Below are 16,100 nucleotides of genomic sequence, written 5' to 3'. Positions count from 1 at the left end.
TCGTCGCCTTGGTAGGCCATCACCCCACCAACAAGCTGATAGGCCGCGGGCTCATCCTTCACCGCCGGAGCTTTCAACCCCGTCCCATGCGGGACGGAGTGTTATCCGGTATTAGACCCCGTTTCCAGGGCTTGTCCCAGAGTGAAGGGCAGATTGCCCACGTGTTACTCACCCGTTCGCCACTAATCCACCCCGAAGGGCTTCATCGTTCGACTTGCATGTGTTAAGCACGCCGCCAGCGTTCGTCCTGAGCCAGGATCAAACTCTCCGTGAATGTTTTCCCGTGATCGGGACAACACAACACGAGAGCGGAACGACCGGACGGAATAAGACCGGTCGTTCACAGCGTCCTCGCTGTGTAAATTGCCCACCGGGTCAGTGACCCCGTGGGACTTTCAAAGGAACCTCCAACCTGCCGAAGCAGGCCGGGGTATCAACATATCTGGCGTTGACTTTTGGCACGCTGTTGAGTTCTCAAGGAACGGACGCTTCCTTTGTACTCACCCTCTCGGGCTTTCCTCCGGGCTTTTCCCTTCGGTCTTGCGTTTCCGACTCTATCAGACTCTTTCGTGTCCGATTCCCGGTCGAAGCGGGTTGCGCTTTCCAGTTCTTCGCTTTCGCGCTTCCCTTTCCGGCGAGTCCGACTCTATCAGATCCTTTCGGGCCTGATTCCCAGTCAGCGGGGTTTGTCTTCCCGGCTGTTGGGCCGTTCCGACGTCCAAACTCTAGCGGATTTTCCCGGCGACTCATAATCGAGTCTTCGAAATCAATTTCGGCATGCCGAAATTTTCCCGAGTGGGAGATCGTGCTGAGTTTTGGTTGCCGCATTCGCGGCGGGATCGGCTGTCGCAGAACCGTTCCGGCTCCGTGACAACTCGAAGAACTTTACGGATTGGGGAGGGGTGTGTCAACCCCGCCAGGTCAAGCCCTTTTCCCACGTGTCGGACACGGGTTCAGTCCAGGTCGGTGAGGCGGCCGCCGGCGTCCGGCTGGGCGTGCTCCACGCGGCGCAGGAGGCGGATCAGCATGTCGCCGAGACCCCCGCGTTCGTCGCCCGTGAGGTCCTGGAGCAGGTCCTCCTCGAAGTCGGAGGCCATGCGCATGGCCTCCAGCCACTTCGTACGGCCCTCGTCGGTCACCTCGACGATCACGCGCACCCGGTTGTTCTCGTCCCGGTCCCGGGTGACCAGGCCCTCGCCCGCCATGCGGTCGATGCGGTGGGTCATCGCCGCCGGGGTGAGACCCAGACGCTTGGCCAGCTCTCCCGGGCCCAGGCGGTACGGGGAGCCGGCCAGGACCAGGGTCTTGAGGACCTCCCACTCGGCGTTGCTGATGCCGAGGGCGGCGAGCTGGCGTCCGTACGCCACGTTCATCCGGCGGTTCAGCCGACCCAGGGCCGAGACGACCTGCTCGACCTGGGGGTCCAGGTCGCGGAACTCGCGCTGGTAGGCGGCGATCTGCTCGTCGAGGCTCGGCTCCTGCGGTCCGGGCTGCTCGGTGGTGTCAGGCATGGCGGGCAGTATGGCACGCCCTCCAAAGCCTTCGAAGTCCTTCGGTCTGTATTGTTGAGGTTCTAACTTTAGTGCTAAAGTCTTCGGGTTCGAGTCGTTTGGATGGCTCGGCATGTCGCTTCGAGACCTTGAGGTAGGTGAGTGTGACCAGGGAGATGGGTGCAGCACTGCGGCGGATCCAGCTGGGGAGCGCGCTGAGCGCGTTCGGGCTGGGGTTCACCGTTCCGTATCTGTACGTCTATGTGGCACAGGTACGGGAGCTGGGTGCTGGCACCGCGGGAGTCGTACTGGCGGTCTTCGCCATGGCGGCGCTGGCCGTTCTGCCGTTCACCGGTCGGGCCATCGACCGGCGCGGGCCGCTGCCCGTGCTCGTCATCGCCTCGGCCGTCGCTTCGCTGGGCGCTGTCGCCCTCGGTCTGTCGTCGGGCGTGACCGCCTCCGTGCTGTCGGCCGCGGTCCTCGGCGCGGGTACGGCGGTCATGCAGCCGGCGCTCGCCACCATGCTCGTGTGGTGCTCCAGCACCGCCACCCGTACCCGCGCCTTCGCCATGCAGTTCTTCCTGCAGAACCTCGGGCTCGGCATCGGCGGGCTCGTCGGCGGCCAGATCGTCGACACGAACCGGCCGGAGACCTTCACCCTGCTGTTCCTCATCGAGGCCGCGATGTTCGTCGTGCTCGGTGTCATCGCCTCCACGGTGCGGCTGTCCCGTGCGCCGTCCTTCTCGGACGCCAGGCCCACCGACGGGTCCAAGGCGCCGGGCGGGCTGCGGGTGCTGCTCTCGCACCGGGCCATGGTGCAGCTGTGCGTGCTGGGCTTCGTGTTGTTCTTCGCCTGCTACGGACAGTTCGAGTCCGGGCTCGCGGCGTACGGCACCGAGGCCGCCGGGATGCAGCCTTCGACGCTCGGGATCGCGCTGGCCGCCAACACCGCTGTCATCGTCGTGGCGCAGTTCGTCGTGCTGCGGTTCGTCGAGCGCCGCAGGCGCAGCCGGGTCATTGCCTCGGTCGGCCTGATCTGGGCGTTCGCCTGGATCGTGGCGGGGTACGCCGGGCTCGGACACGGCAGCCAGACCATGGCGACCGCCGCGATGATCTCCACGTACGCGCTGTTCGGACTCGGTGAGTCGATGCTGTCGCCGACCGTGGCCCCGCTGGTGGCCGATCTGGCGCCGGAGTCGATGGTCGGGCAGCACAACTCCGCGTTCGCCCTGTGCAAGCAACTCGCGCTGGCGGTCGGTCCGGCCGTGGGCGGGCCGATGGGGGCGACGCTGCACGGGCCGTACATCGTGACGTTCGTGCTGTTCTCGCTGGGCATCACGGCGCTGGCGCTGCGGCTCGGCCGGCAGCTCACTCCCGTACAGGATCAGCCCTCGCTGGAGACGGTGCCTTCCCGGGTGGTGGCCGTGTCACTGCCGGATGCGGAGCCCAGCTCCGCCTCCACGGCTGCCGCCGCTCGCTGAGCGGCCGGGCCCTGTCCGCGACGGAGCCCTCACTGCGGCAGGGCGAATTCGCACCAGACCGCTTTGCCACCGCCCGGTGTGCGGCGGCTGCCCCAGGACGAGGCGATCGCCGCGACGATGGAGATGCCGCGGCCCGCTTCGTCCGCCGGGTCGGCCCGGCGGCGGCGCGGCAGGTGGTCGTCGCCGTCGGTCACCTCGATGATCAGCCGCCGGTCGGTGCGCCGCAGGCCCAGGCGCATCGGCGGGGTGCCGTGCTTGAGGGAGTTCGCGACGAGTTCGCCGGCGGCCAGGACGCCCAGGTCGCACAGCTCGACCGGGAATCGCCACGAGGTCAGGACCCCGGTCGCGAAGGCGCGGGCGCGCGGGGCCGCCTCGATGCCGCCGAGGAGATCGAGCGAGGCGTTGTGGAACAGCTCCGCGTCCGCCCCCGAGCGGGCGGGGTGCTGGACCACCAGCACGGCCACGTCGTCGTCGTGTTCCGCGGTGACGCCGAGGGAGCGGATCAGCCGGTCGCAGACCACCTGGGGTGAACCCTTGGCACCGGACAGGGCGCGTTCCAGCGCGGCGACGCCCTCGTCGATGTCCTCGCTCCGGCGCTCCACCAGGCCGTCCGTGTAGAGGACGGCGGTGGAACCGGGTGGCAGCGGGATCGTGCCCGAGGTGTGGATCCAGCCGCCGGTACCGAGCGGCGGTCCGGTCGGGTCCTCGGCGCGGTGGACCGTTCCGTCCTCGTCGCACACCAGGATCGGCAGGTGGCCGGCGGAGGAGTAGACGAGCCTGCCCTCGTTGGGATCGTGGACCGCGTAGGCGCAGGTGGCGATCTGGCTGGCGTCGATCTCGGCGGCGAGACCGTCCAGGAGCTGAAGGACCTCGTGCGGCGGAAGGTCGAGGCGGGCGTAGGCGCGTACGGCCGTGCGGAGCTGGCCCATGACGGCGGCGGCCCGCACCCCGCGTCCCATCACGTCCCCGATGACCAGGGCGGTGCGGCCCGCGCCGAGGGTGATGACGTCGTACCAGTCGCCGCCGACCGCGGCGTCCGTGCCGCCGGGCTGGTAGGTGGCGGCGATCCGGAGGTCGTCGGGCTGCTCCAGCTCCTGCGGGAGCAGGGAACGCTGGAGGGTGACGGCCGTTTCGCGGTGGCGGCGCTCGCTGGCGCGGAGCCGTTCGGCCGCTTCGGCGTGGTCGGTGACATCGGCCGCGTACACGAGCACGCCGCCTTCGCCCCCTCTTCCTCTGCCCCTGTCGCTCTTGTTGCCCTTGCTGGTCTTGTTCTGTTTTCCGGGGGCGCCGTTGTCGCCGTCGGCTTCGTCGTCCCTGTCGCGGTGCACCGGGGTGCAGGTCACGGTGTACGAATTGCCGCTGCGGGCCTTGCGGGACTTGACCGTGCGAGGGGTGCCGCTGCGCAGGACCTGGTCCATGAGGGGCAGCAGGCTCAGCTCGTCGAGCTCCGGCATGGCCTCGGCGGCGGTGGCGCCGGCCGGGCGGGGCCCGAAGGCGGCGGCGTAGGCGTCGTTGACGTACGCGATCCGGTGGTCGGGGCCGTACACCAGGGCCACCAGGGCGGGCAGCTGGCCGAGGATGTCCCGGGCCGAGAGGTCCTCCAGCGCGGGGCCGCCCGGCCGGGGAGCCTCGCCGCGCGAGTCGTCCCGCGGATCGTGCCCCGCCCCGCCGTGCGTGCCGCTGCGTGCGTCGCCCTCCGGCGGGCGGGGCCCGGTCTCGGGCTGTGCGTACTCGGCGCGGGCCGAGGGCACGGAACTGCGGTCGTCCCGTGCGGCGGCGCGGCGCTGCGTTCCGGGTAGGCGGGCGCTCCAGCGCGTGAAGTTCACGGAATTTCTGGCCTCGTGTGTCGGTCTGGTCCGCTCTTGCGGGCTGCTCACTGTCGGTCACTGCCGGCCGGGTCACTCTGTGCAGATGTGGGCCCACCTATGGTCACACGTCCAGTGTGGCGGACCGTACGGACAGTTGTCGGTACGGTCCGCCCCCTGGCGGACGCTCCGGCGGGTCGACGGTCCGTCAGCCGCCGTTCCGCGGCGGGCCGTCGGGCCCGGGAGGAAGGTCCGGTCCCGGCGAGTTGCCGGGGCCCGGCGGGGTGTCCCTGTGGTGCGGCGGGCCGTTCGGCCCGGGGCGTCTGCCGCCTGCGGCGAGCTCGAATTCGGCGCGCGGGTGTTCCAGCGAACCGAGGGAGACGATCTCGCGCTTGAAGAGTCCGGCGAGGGTCCATTCAGCAAGGACGCGGGCCTTCCGGTTGAACGTGGGGACTCGGCTGAGGTGGTACGTGCGGTGCATCAGCCAGGCCGGAAAGCCCTTGAGCCTGCGGCCGTACACATGGGCGACGCCCTTGTGGAGGCCGAGCGAGGCGACGGAGCCCGCGTAGCTGTGCCGGTACTCCTCCAAGGGCTCTCCGGCGATCGACGCGAGGATGTTCGCGGCGAGGACCTTGGCCTGGCGCACCGCGTGCTGGGCGTTGGGTGCGGTCTCCTTGCCCGTTTCCGCGGCGGTCAGGTCGGGTACGGCCGCGGCGTCCCCGGCGGCCCAGGCGTGCTCGACGCCCTCGACGGCGAGTTGCGCCGTGCACCTGAGCCTGCCGCGTTCGTCGAGCGGCAGATCGGTTGCGGCGAGGATCGGAGCGGGTTTGACGCCCGCGGTCCACACGAGGGTGCGGGTCGGGAACCTGGAACCGTCGCTCAGGACGGCGATCCGGTCCTCGCAGGACTCCAGCCGGGTGTCGAGGCGTACGTCGATGTTGCGGCCGCGCAGCTCACGGATCGCGTAGGTGCCCATCGCCTCGCCGACCTCGGGGAGGATGCGGCCGGACGCCTCGACGAGGATCCATTTCAGGTCCTCGGCCTTGATGTTGTGGTAGTACCGCGAGGTGTAGCGGGCCATGTCCTCCAGCTCGGCGAGGGCCTCGACGCCCGCGTATCCGCCGCCGACGACGACGAAGGTGAGCGCGGCGTCGCGGATGGCGGGGTCGCGGGTGGCGGAGGCGATGTCCATCTGCTCGATGACGTGGTTGCGCAGGCCGATGGCCTCCTCGACGGTCTTGAAGCCGATGCCGTGGTCGGCGAGGCCGGGGACCGGGAGGGTGCGCGAGACGGAGCCGGGGGCGAGGACGAGCTCGTCGTACGGGATCTCGACCGCGCCGGTGCCGTCCTCCCCCGTGGCGAGGGTGGTGACGGTCGCCGTGCGCTTGGCGTGGTCGACGCTCTGCGCCTCGCCGATCACGATCTTGCAGTGCGCGAGGACGCGGCGGAGCGGTACGACGACATGGCGCGGTGAGATCGAACCGGCCGCCGCTTCGGGCAGGAACGGCTGATACGTCATATAGGGCTCAGGAGTGACGACCACGATCTCGGCCTCACCGCTCCTGAGTCTCTGCTTCAGCTTCCGCTGGAGACGCAGCGCTGTGTACATCCCGACGTAGCCGCCACCGATGACGAGAATGCGCACACCCGGCGGGGGGCCGGGGGGTGTTCCCCCGGAATCTGAAGCCATCACCACCCCATGACGCAACGTGCTCAAGGGTTTGTCCACAGCCTCGACAAATTGTGTGACCGGAGGTTTTGTACGGGCGGTTACCGCGGGCCGCGACGGCGATGCGCAAGCCGCGCAGGTCAGGGGTTGGAGTGGGGGCCCTGGGCGGGGGCCGAATCAGTGACCAACCGGTCCTTGCTCCGATCGGGGGGCGCTCCGTGCGGAACTACCCCCTTCTGAATTGAGCCGGGCTCAACTATGTTCGTATGTCGTCGGGGTGTCGGGTTGGGACGATGATCCACTCTCCGGCTCAAACGGCGGGAAGTCTCCGGGGGGAGACGTCATAACCGGGGGAACAGTTATGCACATTCAGGATTCTCATTGGCAGACTGCTGCTGCGGTTCCGTCCCATTCGTCCGACGGAACGGGACGAAACGGAGCGGTGGGAACGGTCGGGGCGGTGGCGTCGACGAGTTCGGTCGCCACGGTCGGGGCGAACGGGGCGACGACCGCGTCGACCGGGACGAACGGCCGCACGGCTCCGCTTCGCGTGGATGCACAGCGCAATCTGGAACATGTCCTGCGAGCCGCGCGCGAGGTGTTCGGCGAGCTGGGATACGGGGCTCCGATGGAGGACGTGGCGCGTCGCGCCAGAGTCGGAGTCGGCACGGTGTACCGCCGGTTCCCGAGCAAGGACGTGCTGGTCCGGCGGATAGCCGAGGAAGAGACCTCCCGGCTGACGGACCAGGCCCGGACCGCGCTCGGCCAGGAGGACGAGCCGTGGTCGGCGCTGTCGCGCTTCCTGCGGACGTCCGTGGCCTCGGGCGCGGGGCGGCTGCTGCCGCCCCAGGTTCTGCGGGTCGGCGTCGATGTCGATTCCGACGGCGCCGACTCGACGGTGGCCGGGGAGTCGGTGACCCTGTCGGGCTCGGCGTCGGCATCGGTGTCGGGCAGTGGCCGGGACGAGGCCCGGGTGCCTCAGCAGCGCCAGGGCGCCGGCCAGGCCGACCTCCGGCCGGCCGACGAGCGTTCCGCCACGGAGACCGGCATCGAGGACGACGACACGGGAGCCGGCGAGCTGCTGGAGGTGGTCGGCCGCCTGGTCGACCGAGCACGGGCAGCCGGTGAACTGCGTCGTGACGTGACGGTCGCGGATGTACTGCTGGTGATAGCGACGGCGGCGCCTTCGCTGCCTGACGCGGCTCAGCAGGCCGCCGCTTCGAGCCGGCTCCTGGACATCCTGCTGGAGGGGCTGCGCTCCCGGCCGGTCGCCTGAGCGGAATGCGCCGGGCACCTCGGGCGCAGTGGCGGGTGCCGCCGCTGCGCCCGACGTGCCGACGCTGGAGCGTGTTGTTGAGCGGTTGAGTTCCTTCGCGTGAGCGCCGGTGGATGTGGCCCGTTTTAATGGGGTCTCGGCCGACGGCCCGTCATCGCCCGTCGTCGTCCGTCCGACCTTCGCGTCCGGCGTCCACGGCCGCCTCTTCCGCTGCCGAAACCCGCAACCCCCGCTGGCCGCGCGCCTGCCGCTCCCGGATCGCGCACTGCGGCTGCAACTCACTCGCGCATAAAGAGACTGCCGAGCTTTCCCCGAATGGATGTCTGTTAGTACTCACATTCGGAAAAACGCCCCGGATGAGTGGTTGCGGGGGCTGAGGGTCCGTCGTGATTGCGCCATGTGGCACTCTTGCCCGATGTTCGGGTCCGACAGCGCATACGGGGGCTACCGCGATGAGCGGTGACGGGCAGCAGGAAGAGTCGTTCGACGACGTCTCCGCCGCGGGCGATGTCACGGAGGCCGGTGGGCTGTCAGCCCGGCAGGTACCGAGTCAGGCCGGGCCGGGGCGGTCGAGCGGTGACGCCGAGGGCGGCACCGTCCTGCCAGGTCCGTGGTCGGCACCGGTCGATCCAGGTCCGGGGGCCGACGCCGCGGTGCCGATGCAGCGGGAGGGCGGCAGCACCGGCGCCACCGATGCCTCCGGCACCGTTGTCTCCGACGCCGATCTGATCCGGCAGATGCGGGACGGCGACGACCTCGCGTACGAGGAGCTCTTCCGACGGCACTCAGACGCGGTGCGACGCTACGCGCGCAGCTGCTGCCGGGACGCCCACACGGCCGACGACCTGACGGCCGAGGTCTTCGCCCGCACGCTGCAGGCGGTACGCCGCGGCAAGGGGCCCGAGGAGGCCGTACGGGCCTATCTGATGACGGCCGTCCGCCATGTCGGCGCCGCCTGGACCAAGACCGCGAAGCGGGAGCATCTGGTCGACGACTTCGCGGTGTTCGCCGCGCAGGCGTCCCAGTCCTCCCAGGTGTCGGACGCGGACACGCTCGACCTCGGTGCCGATGTGCTGGCGATGCACGAGGCCGAGCAGTCGATGGCCATGCAGGCGTTCCGCAGTCTGCCGGAGCGCTGGCAGGCCGTGCTGTGGCACACCACCGTCGAGGAGGAGTCGCCCAGCGAGATCGCCCCCCTCTTCGGACTGACCGCCAATGCCACGGCGGTGCTGGCCAGCCGGGCCCGTGAGGGCCTCAAGCAGGCCTACCTGCAGGCGCATGTGAGCCAGGCCCTGACCACGGCAGGCGACTGCGCGCGCTACGCCGACCGGCTCGGCGCGTATGCCCGTGGCGGGCTCCGTATGCGGGCCGAGCGCGGCCTGCGCGGACACCTGGAGGAGTGCTCGAAGTGCCGGCTCGCCGCGGGCGAACTGGCCCACGTCAACGCCGGGATTCCCGCGCTGCTGCCGGTCGCGGTCATCGGCTGGTTCGCCGCCGGGTACGCGCTCAAGGCTGCCGGAATCGTCGCCGGTGGCGCGGCGGGAGCCGCGGGTGCGGGTGCCGCCGCGGCGGCGTCCGGGGGGAGCTCCGCCGGGGGTGCGTCCGGTGGTGCCGCGGCCTCGGAGGGACTCGGTGCACCGGCGAAGGCCGGTATCGCGGCGGCGGTCGTCATGGCCGCGGCGGCCGGACTGGTCTGGGCGCTGGTCGGCGACGACCAGCCGAAGCCCGAGGCCAAGCATGTGGCGAAGCCGGCTGTCGTGGCGCCTCCGGCGCCGACACCGCCGCCCGCGCCGAAGCCGCCCGCGCCGAAGCCCGCCCCGCCGGCGCCGCCCGCGCCCCCGGCGCCCACACCGCCGCCCAAGCCCAGGCCCAAGCCGACACCCACCCCGACACCGCCCCCGAAACCCGCTCCCGAACCGACGCCACCCAAGCCGACGCCACCCGAGCCGATGCCACCCGCGCCGGAGCCCAAACCGACCCCGACGCCCACTCCGACGCCCACTCCGACCCCGACGCCTCCCGCGCCGACCGTCTACCAGGTCAACGAGCTGCGCTACTCGATCCTGGGCGACCACACCGAACCGGAGGTGGTGTTCGGTGAGAGCAACTGGGTCTGGCAGCGTTCCCAGGTGTCGATCGGCGGCACGACGTACGCGCACGGGGTGACCGTCAACAGCAATTCCTCGGTCGTCATCCAGCTGAACAAGCAGTGCACGCGGTACGAGGCGATGGTCGGGATCGACGACATGACGATGGGGCTCGGCTCGGTGCGCTTCTCCGTCTTCAACGGTGACGGGGCGCGGCTGTGGCAGTCCCCGGTGATGAACGGCGACGACCCGGCCGTGCCCGTGGGCGTCGGTATCGCCGGTCAGGAACGGATCCGGCTCGTCGTCGAATCCGCCCGGCCCGGTGGCTTCATGGCGCTCGCCGACTGGGCGAATTCGAGGATCAGTTGCCGGTGAGCCGGTCCGGGGTGAGACCGGAGGTGAAACCCGGCAATTCCGGGCGCCGCGGAGCGTCCGCGAACCCCGGGGCATCCGTGCATCCCGGTGTTTCCGGGAGCTCCTCGGTGATGCGGGTCAGGAGCTCGATGACGCCGTCGACGGTCAGTGCGCGTCCCGCGGCGCGCTCGGACTCGTACAGCTGAGGTCCCAGCTCCTCGCGCGCCCGCCGCTCGGCCTCGTCCACCTCGGCCTGTTGCACCTCGGTCCTGGGGCCGAACAACCGCCAGTCGTCCGCCGCGGCCAGGATCCGTACAGCGGCTCCGTGGTGGCCCACCTTCGGCAGCGCGGTCGCCACGCAGTCCGCCAGATGCCCGGTGACGAGCTCGGCACACTGGGCGTCCCTCGCGGCGCGGAGTGCCGAGGTCAGGCCTCGCACGCCGACGACCGGACCACGGCCGGGTCCCGGCTCGTGCACTGTGATCCGGGCGGCCAGCCCCTCGATCACCACCTTGAAGTGCGACGGCGGGCTGCCCCGCCCGACCGCGTACGCCGCCTCGGTGACCAGACGCCTCGCCTCCGCGATCTCCCCTCGCTCCAGGGCCGTGGTGGCGCGCAGGAATTGGCCGTAGGCGCGGGCGTCGTGCACCTGGTAGCGGTCCGCCTCGCGCTCCGATTCGGTCAGGGTCCGCTCGTACTCCGCCATGTCCCCGGTCCGGTAGGCGAGTTCCGCGATGCGGGCGAGGAGGAACGGCGCCTCGGCATGCGCCCCGACCTCGCGGGACAGCAGCAACGCCTCCTCGTACGCCGCTCGGGCCTGCGGGAACCGTCCGCGCATCACGCCCGCCTCCGCGGCAGCGCCCGCGACCTGCGCGCGGATCCAGCGGTCGCCGACGCGGCGGCTCAGCTCGCGCAGTTCCGCGAGATCGGCGTCGACTCCGGGCATGCCGCCCGGCATGTCGACCGCCATGTGGGTACGGAACATCAGGGCGAGGCAGTACTCCCAGACGCCGCCATGGACACGGGTGTTGTCGACCACCTGGTCGATCAACGCGTGGGTGTCGGCCGCCGTGCCGGTCGGGAACAGGACCATCGGCCAGAGCAGTCCCGGGAAACGGGCGGACTGCGGGCCCGAGAACCTGAACGCGTCGCCCACCCGGCACATCAGCTCCCGATGGCGCTCGTCGCCGTGGACGTCCGCGGCAGGTCGGCTCTCCACGGCGAGGAAGTGGCGCAGCATCTCCAGATGCATGCGCGGCCAGTAGCGGGGGTCGCTGTCGTCGGCCGGTTCCGGCCCGAGAGCCACGGCCCGCTCGGTCCAGGTGAAACCCTCGGAGCGGAAGTTGCGCAGCCACCAGAACCACCCCATGCCGAGAACCAGTCGTACGGCTTCCGCTTCGGACGGGCTGGTGACGGCGGTCCGGTGGAGGGCGGCCCGGATGTTGTCGAGTTCCGTCTCCAGGCGTTCGATCCAGGGCAGCTGGTCGCCGGAGCGGAGGCGGGGCTCGGCCTCCTCGACGAGCGCGACGAAGTACGCGGTGTGCGCGCTCGCGGCGGCGGCGCGTATCTCCGGGACCTCGGCGGCACGCTCGGTGGCGTACTCGTGGATGGTCTCCAGGAGGCGGTAGCGCATCTCGCCGGTGGCGGTCGGAGTGGCGACGACGAGGGACTTGTCGACGAGCGCGCCGATCAGGTCGGCGATGGAGAGGCGGGCGGAGGCTTCGGCGGCGCGGGCACTGCCGGCGGCGGCCGGCCCGGCAGGCGCTCCTCCGGTGGGCGCTGCTCCGACCGGCGCTCCTCCGGCAGGCGCTGCCCGGACAGCTGCTGCTCCGACCGGCGCTGCTCCAGGTGTGATGACGGCTTCCGCGGCCGGCAGATCCCAGCCGCCCGCGAAGACGGAGACCCGTCGCAGAGCGGTGCGTTCGTCCTCGTCGAGGAGGTCCCAGGACCAGTCGACGACGGCACGCAGCGTCTGCTGACGCGGCAGTACGGTCCGGCTTCCGCCGGTCAGCAGAAGAAAGCGGTCGTCGAGCCGGTCCGCGATCTGACGCGGGCTGAGCATCCGCAGCCGCGCGGCGGCGAGTTCGATGGCAAGCGGCTGCCCGTCGAGCCGCCGGCAGATCTCGGCGACGGCATCCGCATCGTGCGCGGCCTCCTGCTCGGGGTCGAAATCGGGGCGTACGGTACGGGCGCGCTCGGCGAACAGCCGGTGGGCGGGGTCGGCCGGGAGCGGGCCGACCGGGCGTACGGATTCGCCGGGGACACCGAGGGGTTCGCGGCTGGTGGCGAGGATGCGCAGCTGCGGACAGTGGGTGAGCAGGGTCTCGGCGAGGGTGGCGGCCGCCTCGATGACGTGCTCGCAGTTGTCCAGGATGAGCAGGAAGGGGCGGATGCGGGAGCAGTGCGCCAGGTGCTCGACCAGGAGGTCGGTCGGGTCGGTGCGCAGCGGTTGCCCGTCGCGGTTGTTGTCACGGAGGAGGGCCGTCTCGCGCAGCCCGAGAGCGGAGAGCACGGCTCCGGGTACGTCGACGGGGTCGTCCACGGAGGCGAGTTCGGCGATCCAGGCGTCCGTGTCTGTCCCGGAGGCAGGGGAGGCGGTGGAGGCAGCGGAGGCCGTGCCGGCGGCGGCCTCCTCGGCGAGCCGGGTCTTGCCGGAGCCACCGGGACCGGTGAGGGTGACCAGTCGGGAACGGGTGAGATCGGCGCGGATGGACCACAGTTCGGGCTCGCGCCCGACGAAAGAGGTGAGCCGGGGCCGGAGGTTGCCGTACACGACAGCGGGGCCGGACGGTTCGAGCGGACGCGGTTCGAGCAGACGCGGTTCGAGCAGACGCGGTTCGAGCAGACGCGGTTCGAGCAGACGCGGTTCGAGCGGGCGCTGCGGGCGCACCGCCACCCCTGCCCCCGCCACCGCTGCGGACGAAGCCTGCGGCGGGGCGAGCAACTCCCGGTGGAGCGCGATCAGTTCCGGCCCCGGGTCGGTCCCGAGATCGTCGGCGAGGGCGCGGCGGGCCTCCTCGTAGGCGGCCAGCGCATCGGCCTGGCGGCCCTCGGCGCGCAGGGCCCGGATCAGTTGGGCCCGGAAGCGCTCGTCGTACGGGTGGGCGGCCGTCAGCTCCATGAGCTCGGGCACGAGGGTCCGCGGTCGCGCGTCGGGCCCCGCACCGCCACCCGCGCCCGTCGCCGCGCACCGCAGGTCGGCCTCGATACGGCGTTCCAGCGCGGCCAGGCGGTGGCCCTCGGGGCGCAGGGCGTGGCCGTGGTCCCGGTCCGGCAGATCGGCCAGCACGGGGCCACGCCACAGGGCGAGCGCGGTACGGAGCGTGCGCGCGGCCGTCACGGGATCGCCCGCGTCGAGCTCCTCGGCCCCCTGGCGGGAGAGCCGCTCGAACACGTACAGGTCGACCTCGTCGGGCCCGGCCGCCAGGCGGTAGCCCCCGTGGGTACTCGTGATCGCGTCCCTGCCCAGCACCCGGCGCAGCCGGCCCACCAGGGCCTGGAGCGCGGCGGGGGCGTCCTGCGGGGGATCCGCGGCCCATACGTCGTCGACCAGATCGGCGACGGGGACGGGGCGTCCCGCACGCAGCGCGAGGGCGGCGAGGAGAGCGCGCAGCCGCGTACCGCCCACGGGCAGGGCACTGCCGTTCTCGTCTCGCGCCTCGGTGACGCCCAGGATCAGATACCGCACCGGGCCATTGTGTCCCGCGCCCCGGCCGAGGGCAGGCGGCCACCCGCACCGGCACCCGGCACCCGCGCCCACGTCTGCGGCTTCGGCTTCGGCTTCCTACGGCTGCAGTGTCCGCCTGGCCGGAACGACTCCGCCCGCGACCGCACGCTGGCGCGGCGCCGCCGTGCCCGTCCAGCAGGTGCCGCGTCGCGACACGAGCCGGCGGAGCCAGAGCTCCGTGGACGCCAGGTGCGCGAGGCCCTCCAGCGGGAGCGGTTCTCCCTCGGAGGCCGCACGCAGGGCCTTCCGTACGACACGGGCCTCGACCAGGCCCGCGTCGGCGAGCAGCGGGGCGTCGAAGAGGGCGATCAGCTCCGGGAGGGCGGCGCGCAGACCGGTGCGGGCGGTCGCGTTCGACGTGGCGAGGGAGGGCGTGCCCCAGCCCGGCGGCAGCTCGTGGACACCCGCGCCGGCGAGCACCCGGCGCAGGATCGCGGCGCGGGCGCCCGGCTGGACCCGGAGCGATTCGGGGAGCGCACGGGCAGCGCGGACGACCTGGTTGTCGAGGTACGGCGCGTGCAGCCGCTGGCTGCGGTTCTCTGCGGCCTGCTCCAGGATCCGGTGGTCGGCGGCGTACCGGGCCAGGGCCGCCCTGGCGCGGGCCTCACCGGGACGCTGGACGGAGACGGGGCGGATGGCCGCCTCCTGGAGCCGGACCGAGACTTCGGCCAGCGCCTCCCCCGTGAGCCAGCGCGCGGCGGGTCCGGGCCGCGACCAGGCGAGAGCGGCCAGCGACGCGTCGGCGGGGGTGTCGAGGTCGGGGGCGTGCCGGTTGGCGTCCGGCAGCCGGTCGGCCGCCACTTCCAGGCCGGTGCGGTACGACGTACGGGACAGGCGGCGGGCCGCGCGGTAGACGGTCAGCGGGACGAACAGGGAGTGCGCGCTCGGGCCCTCCGCCCTGGCGAGCGCCGCGACCGGGCGCAGCAGATGGCGTCGGCGGCGGTCCATCAGCAGGTCGGCGAGGCGGGCCGGGTGGGCGTCGAGGACCTGCCGGGCGCCGCCGCCGACGAAGTGGTCGGCGCTGCCCGACGCGAGGCGCCTGCGGTGGCGCTCGGCGACGACGAGCGACGGGGCGGGTTCATCGGTGAGCGGGCCGCCGCCCAGGTCGGCGTAGGGCAGGGCCTCCTCCCCGGCGGCGACGACCACATGGTGCAGGCGCGGGTTGGCGGCGATGACGCGGGCGCGTTCGAGTTCGTCCTCGTGTCCGCGCGCGGTGAGGTCGTTGAGGGTGACGGCGAGCAGCCGCTCCCCCGCTCCCGCGCCGTGGCCGAGGAGGGTGCCGGGCAGGCCCGGGAGTCCGGCGGCGAGCAGGGCGAGGGTGGCGGAGGCGCTGCCTCCGGACAGGTCGGCGCCGATGCCGGGGACGGGTGCGCCACGGGCGGCGCGCCGTTCGGCGGGGCCCATGCCGGGGACCGGTCCGGGGTCGGGTGGCAGGGTCTCGGGCGCGTGGCGCGGGGCCAGGAGTCTGGCGCGTACGGCTTCGACCAGCGCGTCGCGTACGCCGTCGACGGCGCTGACCGGGTCGAGCTGGGGGGCGGCCACGGCGAGGGAGGCCACAGCCTCGTAACCGGTGATCTCGCGCGAGCCCTCGCGGAGGATGAGCGCGTGGCCCGGCGGGATGCGCTTCACACCGGCGTACGGGGTGCCGTCGCGCAGCGCCTCCGGTGTTTCGGGGCAGGCGAGCAGAGCGGCCAGGTGGCCGATGTCCAGCTGGGCCTCGATGAGGTCGGCGAGGGGGAGTGCGGCGGTGGCGTACGCCGTGCCGCCCGCCCAGGGCGTGTAGAAGACGGGGCGGGCACCGGCGAGGTCTCCGATGACGGTGATCCGGCGGCCGATCTGGACGACGGTCGTGTAGCTGCCGGGCCAGGAGGTGAGGTGGCGCAGGGCTCCGCCGCGGGCGGCGAGGAGGCCGGAGCGCAGTTGTTCGTCGGTGGCGCTGCAGCAGCCGAGGACGGCCATCCGGGCGGTGGGCGCGCCCTCGCCGGTCTCGACCGTGGTGATCCGGATCTCGTCGGGCCGCCAGTCGCCCACGGCCCAGAGCGGATCCGGGTCGCCCCACAGGAGTTGGGAGCCGACGGGGTGCATCGTGCGCCCCTCGTCACTGGGGCCGACCGCACCGGCCGTGCCGAAGCTCGCGGCGATACTGCTCCACCCCACCAACCAACGCATCGCCGCCTCCACAGGCTGTGGACAAAACGGCGCAGCAGAGCT

At 71.9% G+C, this 16,100-nt stretch carries 8 protein-coding genes and 1 rRNA gene; 3 read left to right on the top strand and 6 right to left on the bottom strand.

From position 1 onward, the window contains the following. A 16S ribosomal RNA gene (locus ACFVX4_RS07700) occupies positions 1 to 274 on the bottom strand; the annotation flags it as partial. Positions 275 to 953: 679 nt separating this feature from the next. Then, complete coding sequence (locus ACFVX4_RS07695; RefSeq protein ID WP_389972896.1) at positions 954 to 1,511, bottom strand: MarR family winged helix-turn-helix transcriptional regulator; 558 nt, start codon at positions 1,509 to 1,511, stop codon at positions 954 to 956. Positions 1,512 to 1,666: 155 nt separating this feature from the next. On the opposite strand from ACFVX4_RS07695, the gene ACFVX4_RS07690 reads away from it, so the two are divergent. Continuing rightward, the gene (locus ACFVX4_RS07690) at positions 1,667 to 2,971 is read left to right on the top strand and encodes an MFS transporter (RefSeq protein ID WP_389972963.1); all 1,305 of its coding nucleotides are present in this window, start codon (positions 1,667 to 1,669) and stop codon (positions 2,969 to 2,971) included. Between the two features lie 29 nt (positions 2,972 to 3,000). Here ACFVX4_RS07690 and ACFVX4_RS07685 read toward each other — a convergent pair whose 3' ends face one another. Both ACFVX4_RS07685 and ACFVX4_RS07680 read right to left on the bottom strand, forming a co-directional pair. Beyond that, on the bottom strand, positions 3,001 to 4,797 hold the full coding sequence (locus ACFVX4_RS07685) for a SpoIIE family protein phosphatase (protein WP_389972893.1): 1,797 nt from the start codon (positions 4,795 to 4,797) through the stop codon (positions 3,001 to 3,003). Positions 4,798 to 4,984: 187 nt separating this feature from the next. Then, a complete protein-coding gene (locus tag ACFVX4_RS07680; RefSeq protein ID WP_389972890.1) occupies positions 4,985 to 6,466 on the bottom strand; it encodes an NAD(P)/FAD-dependent oxidoreductase in 1,482 nt (493 codons plus the stop codon). Positions 6,467 to 6,806: 340 nt separating this feature from the next. Here ACFVX4_RS07680 and ACFVX4_RS07675 point away from each other — a divergent pair, with 340 nt between their 5' ends. Continuing rightward, on the top strand, positions 6,807 to 7,721 hold the full coding sequence (locus ACFVX4_RS07675; RefSeq protein ID WP_389972887.1) for a TetR/AcrR family transcriptional regulator: 915 nt from the start codon (positions 6,807 to 6,809) through the stop codon (positions 7,719 to 7,721). Between the two features lie 452 nt (positions 7,722 to 8,173). Next, positions 8,174 to 10,183 carry a sigma-70 family RNA polymerase sigma factor gene (locus ACFVX4_RS07670; RefSeq protein ID WP_389972884.1) on the top strand — a complete coding sequence of 670 codons (2,010 nt, stop codon included), beginning with the start codon at positions 8,174 to 8,176 and terminating at the stop codon, positions 10,181 to 10,183. Here ACFVX4_RS07670 and ACFVX4_RS07665 read toward each other — a convergent pair. Together ACFVX4_RS07665 and ACFVX4_RS07660 are read right to left on the bottom strand one after the other, a co-directional pair. Next, entirely contained in the window at positions 10,170 to 13,850 is a 3,681-nt protein-coding gene (locus tag ACFVX4_RS07665; RefSeq protein WP_389972881.1) for a BTAD domain-containing putative transcriptional regulator, read from the bottom strand. The two genes, ACFVX4_RS07670 and ACFVX4_RS07665, sit on opposite strands and share 14 nt — an antisense overlap. Before the next feature lie 96 nt (positions 13,851 to 13,946). Then, on the bottom strand, positions 13,947 to 16,058 hold the full coding sequence (locus tag ACFVX4_RS07660) for an asparagine synthase-related protein (RefSeq protein ID WP_389972878.1): 2,112 nt from the start codon (positions 16,056 to 16,058) through the stop codon (positions 13,947 to 13,949). Positions 16,059 to 16,100 lie beyond the last annotated feature (42 nt).

The organism is Streptomyces sp. NPDC058240, from assembly GCF_042882135.1.
Lineage (GTDB): Bacteria > Actinomycetota > Actinomycetes > Streptomycetales > Streptomycetaceae > Streptomyces.
This window is presented reverse-complemented; position numbering and strand designations above follow the sequence as displayed.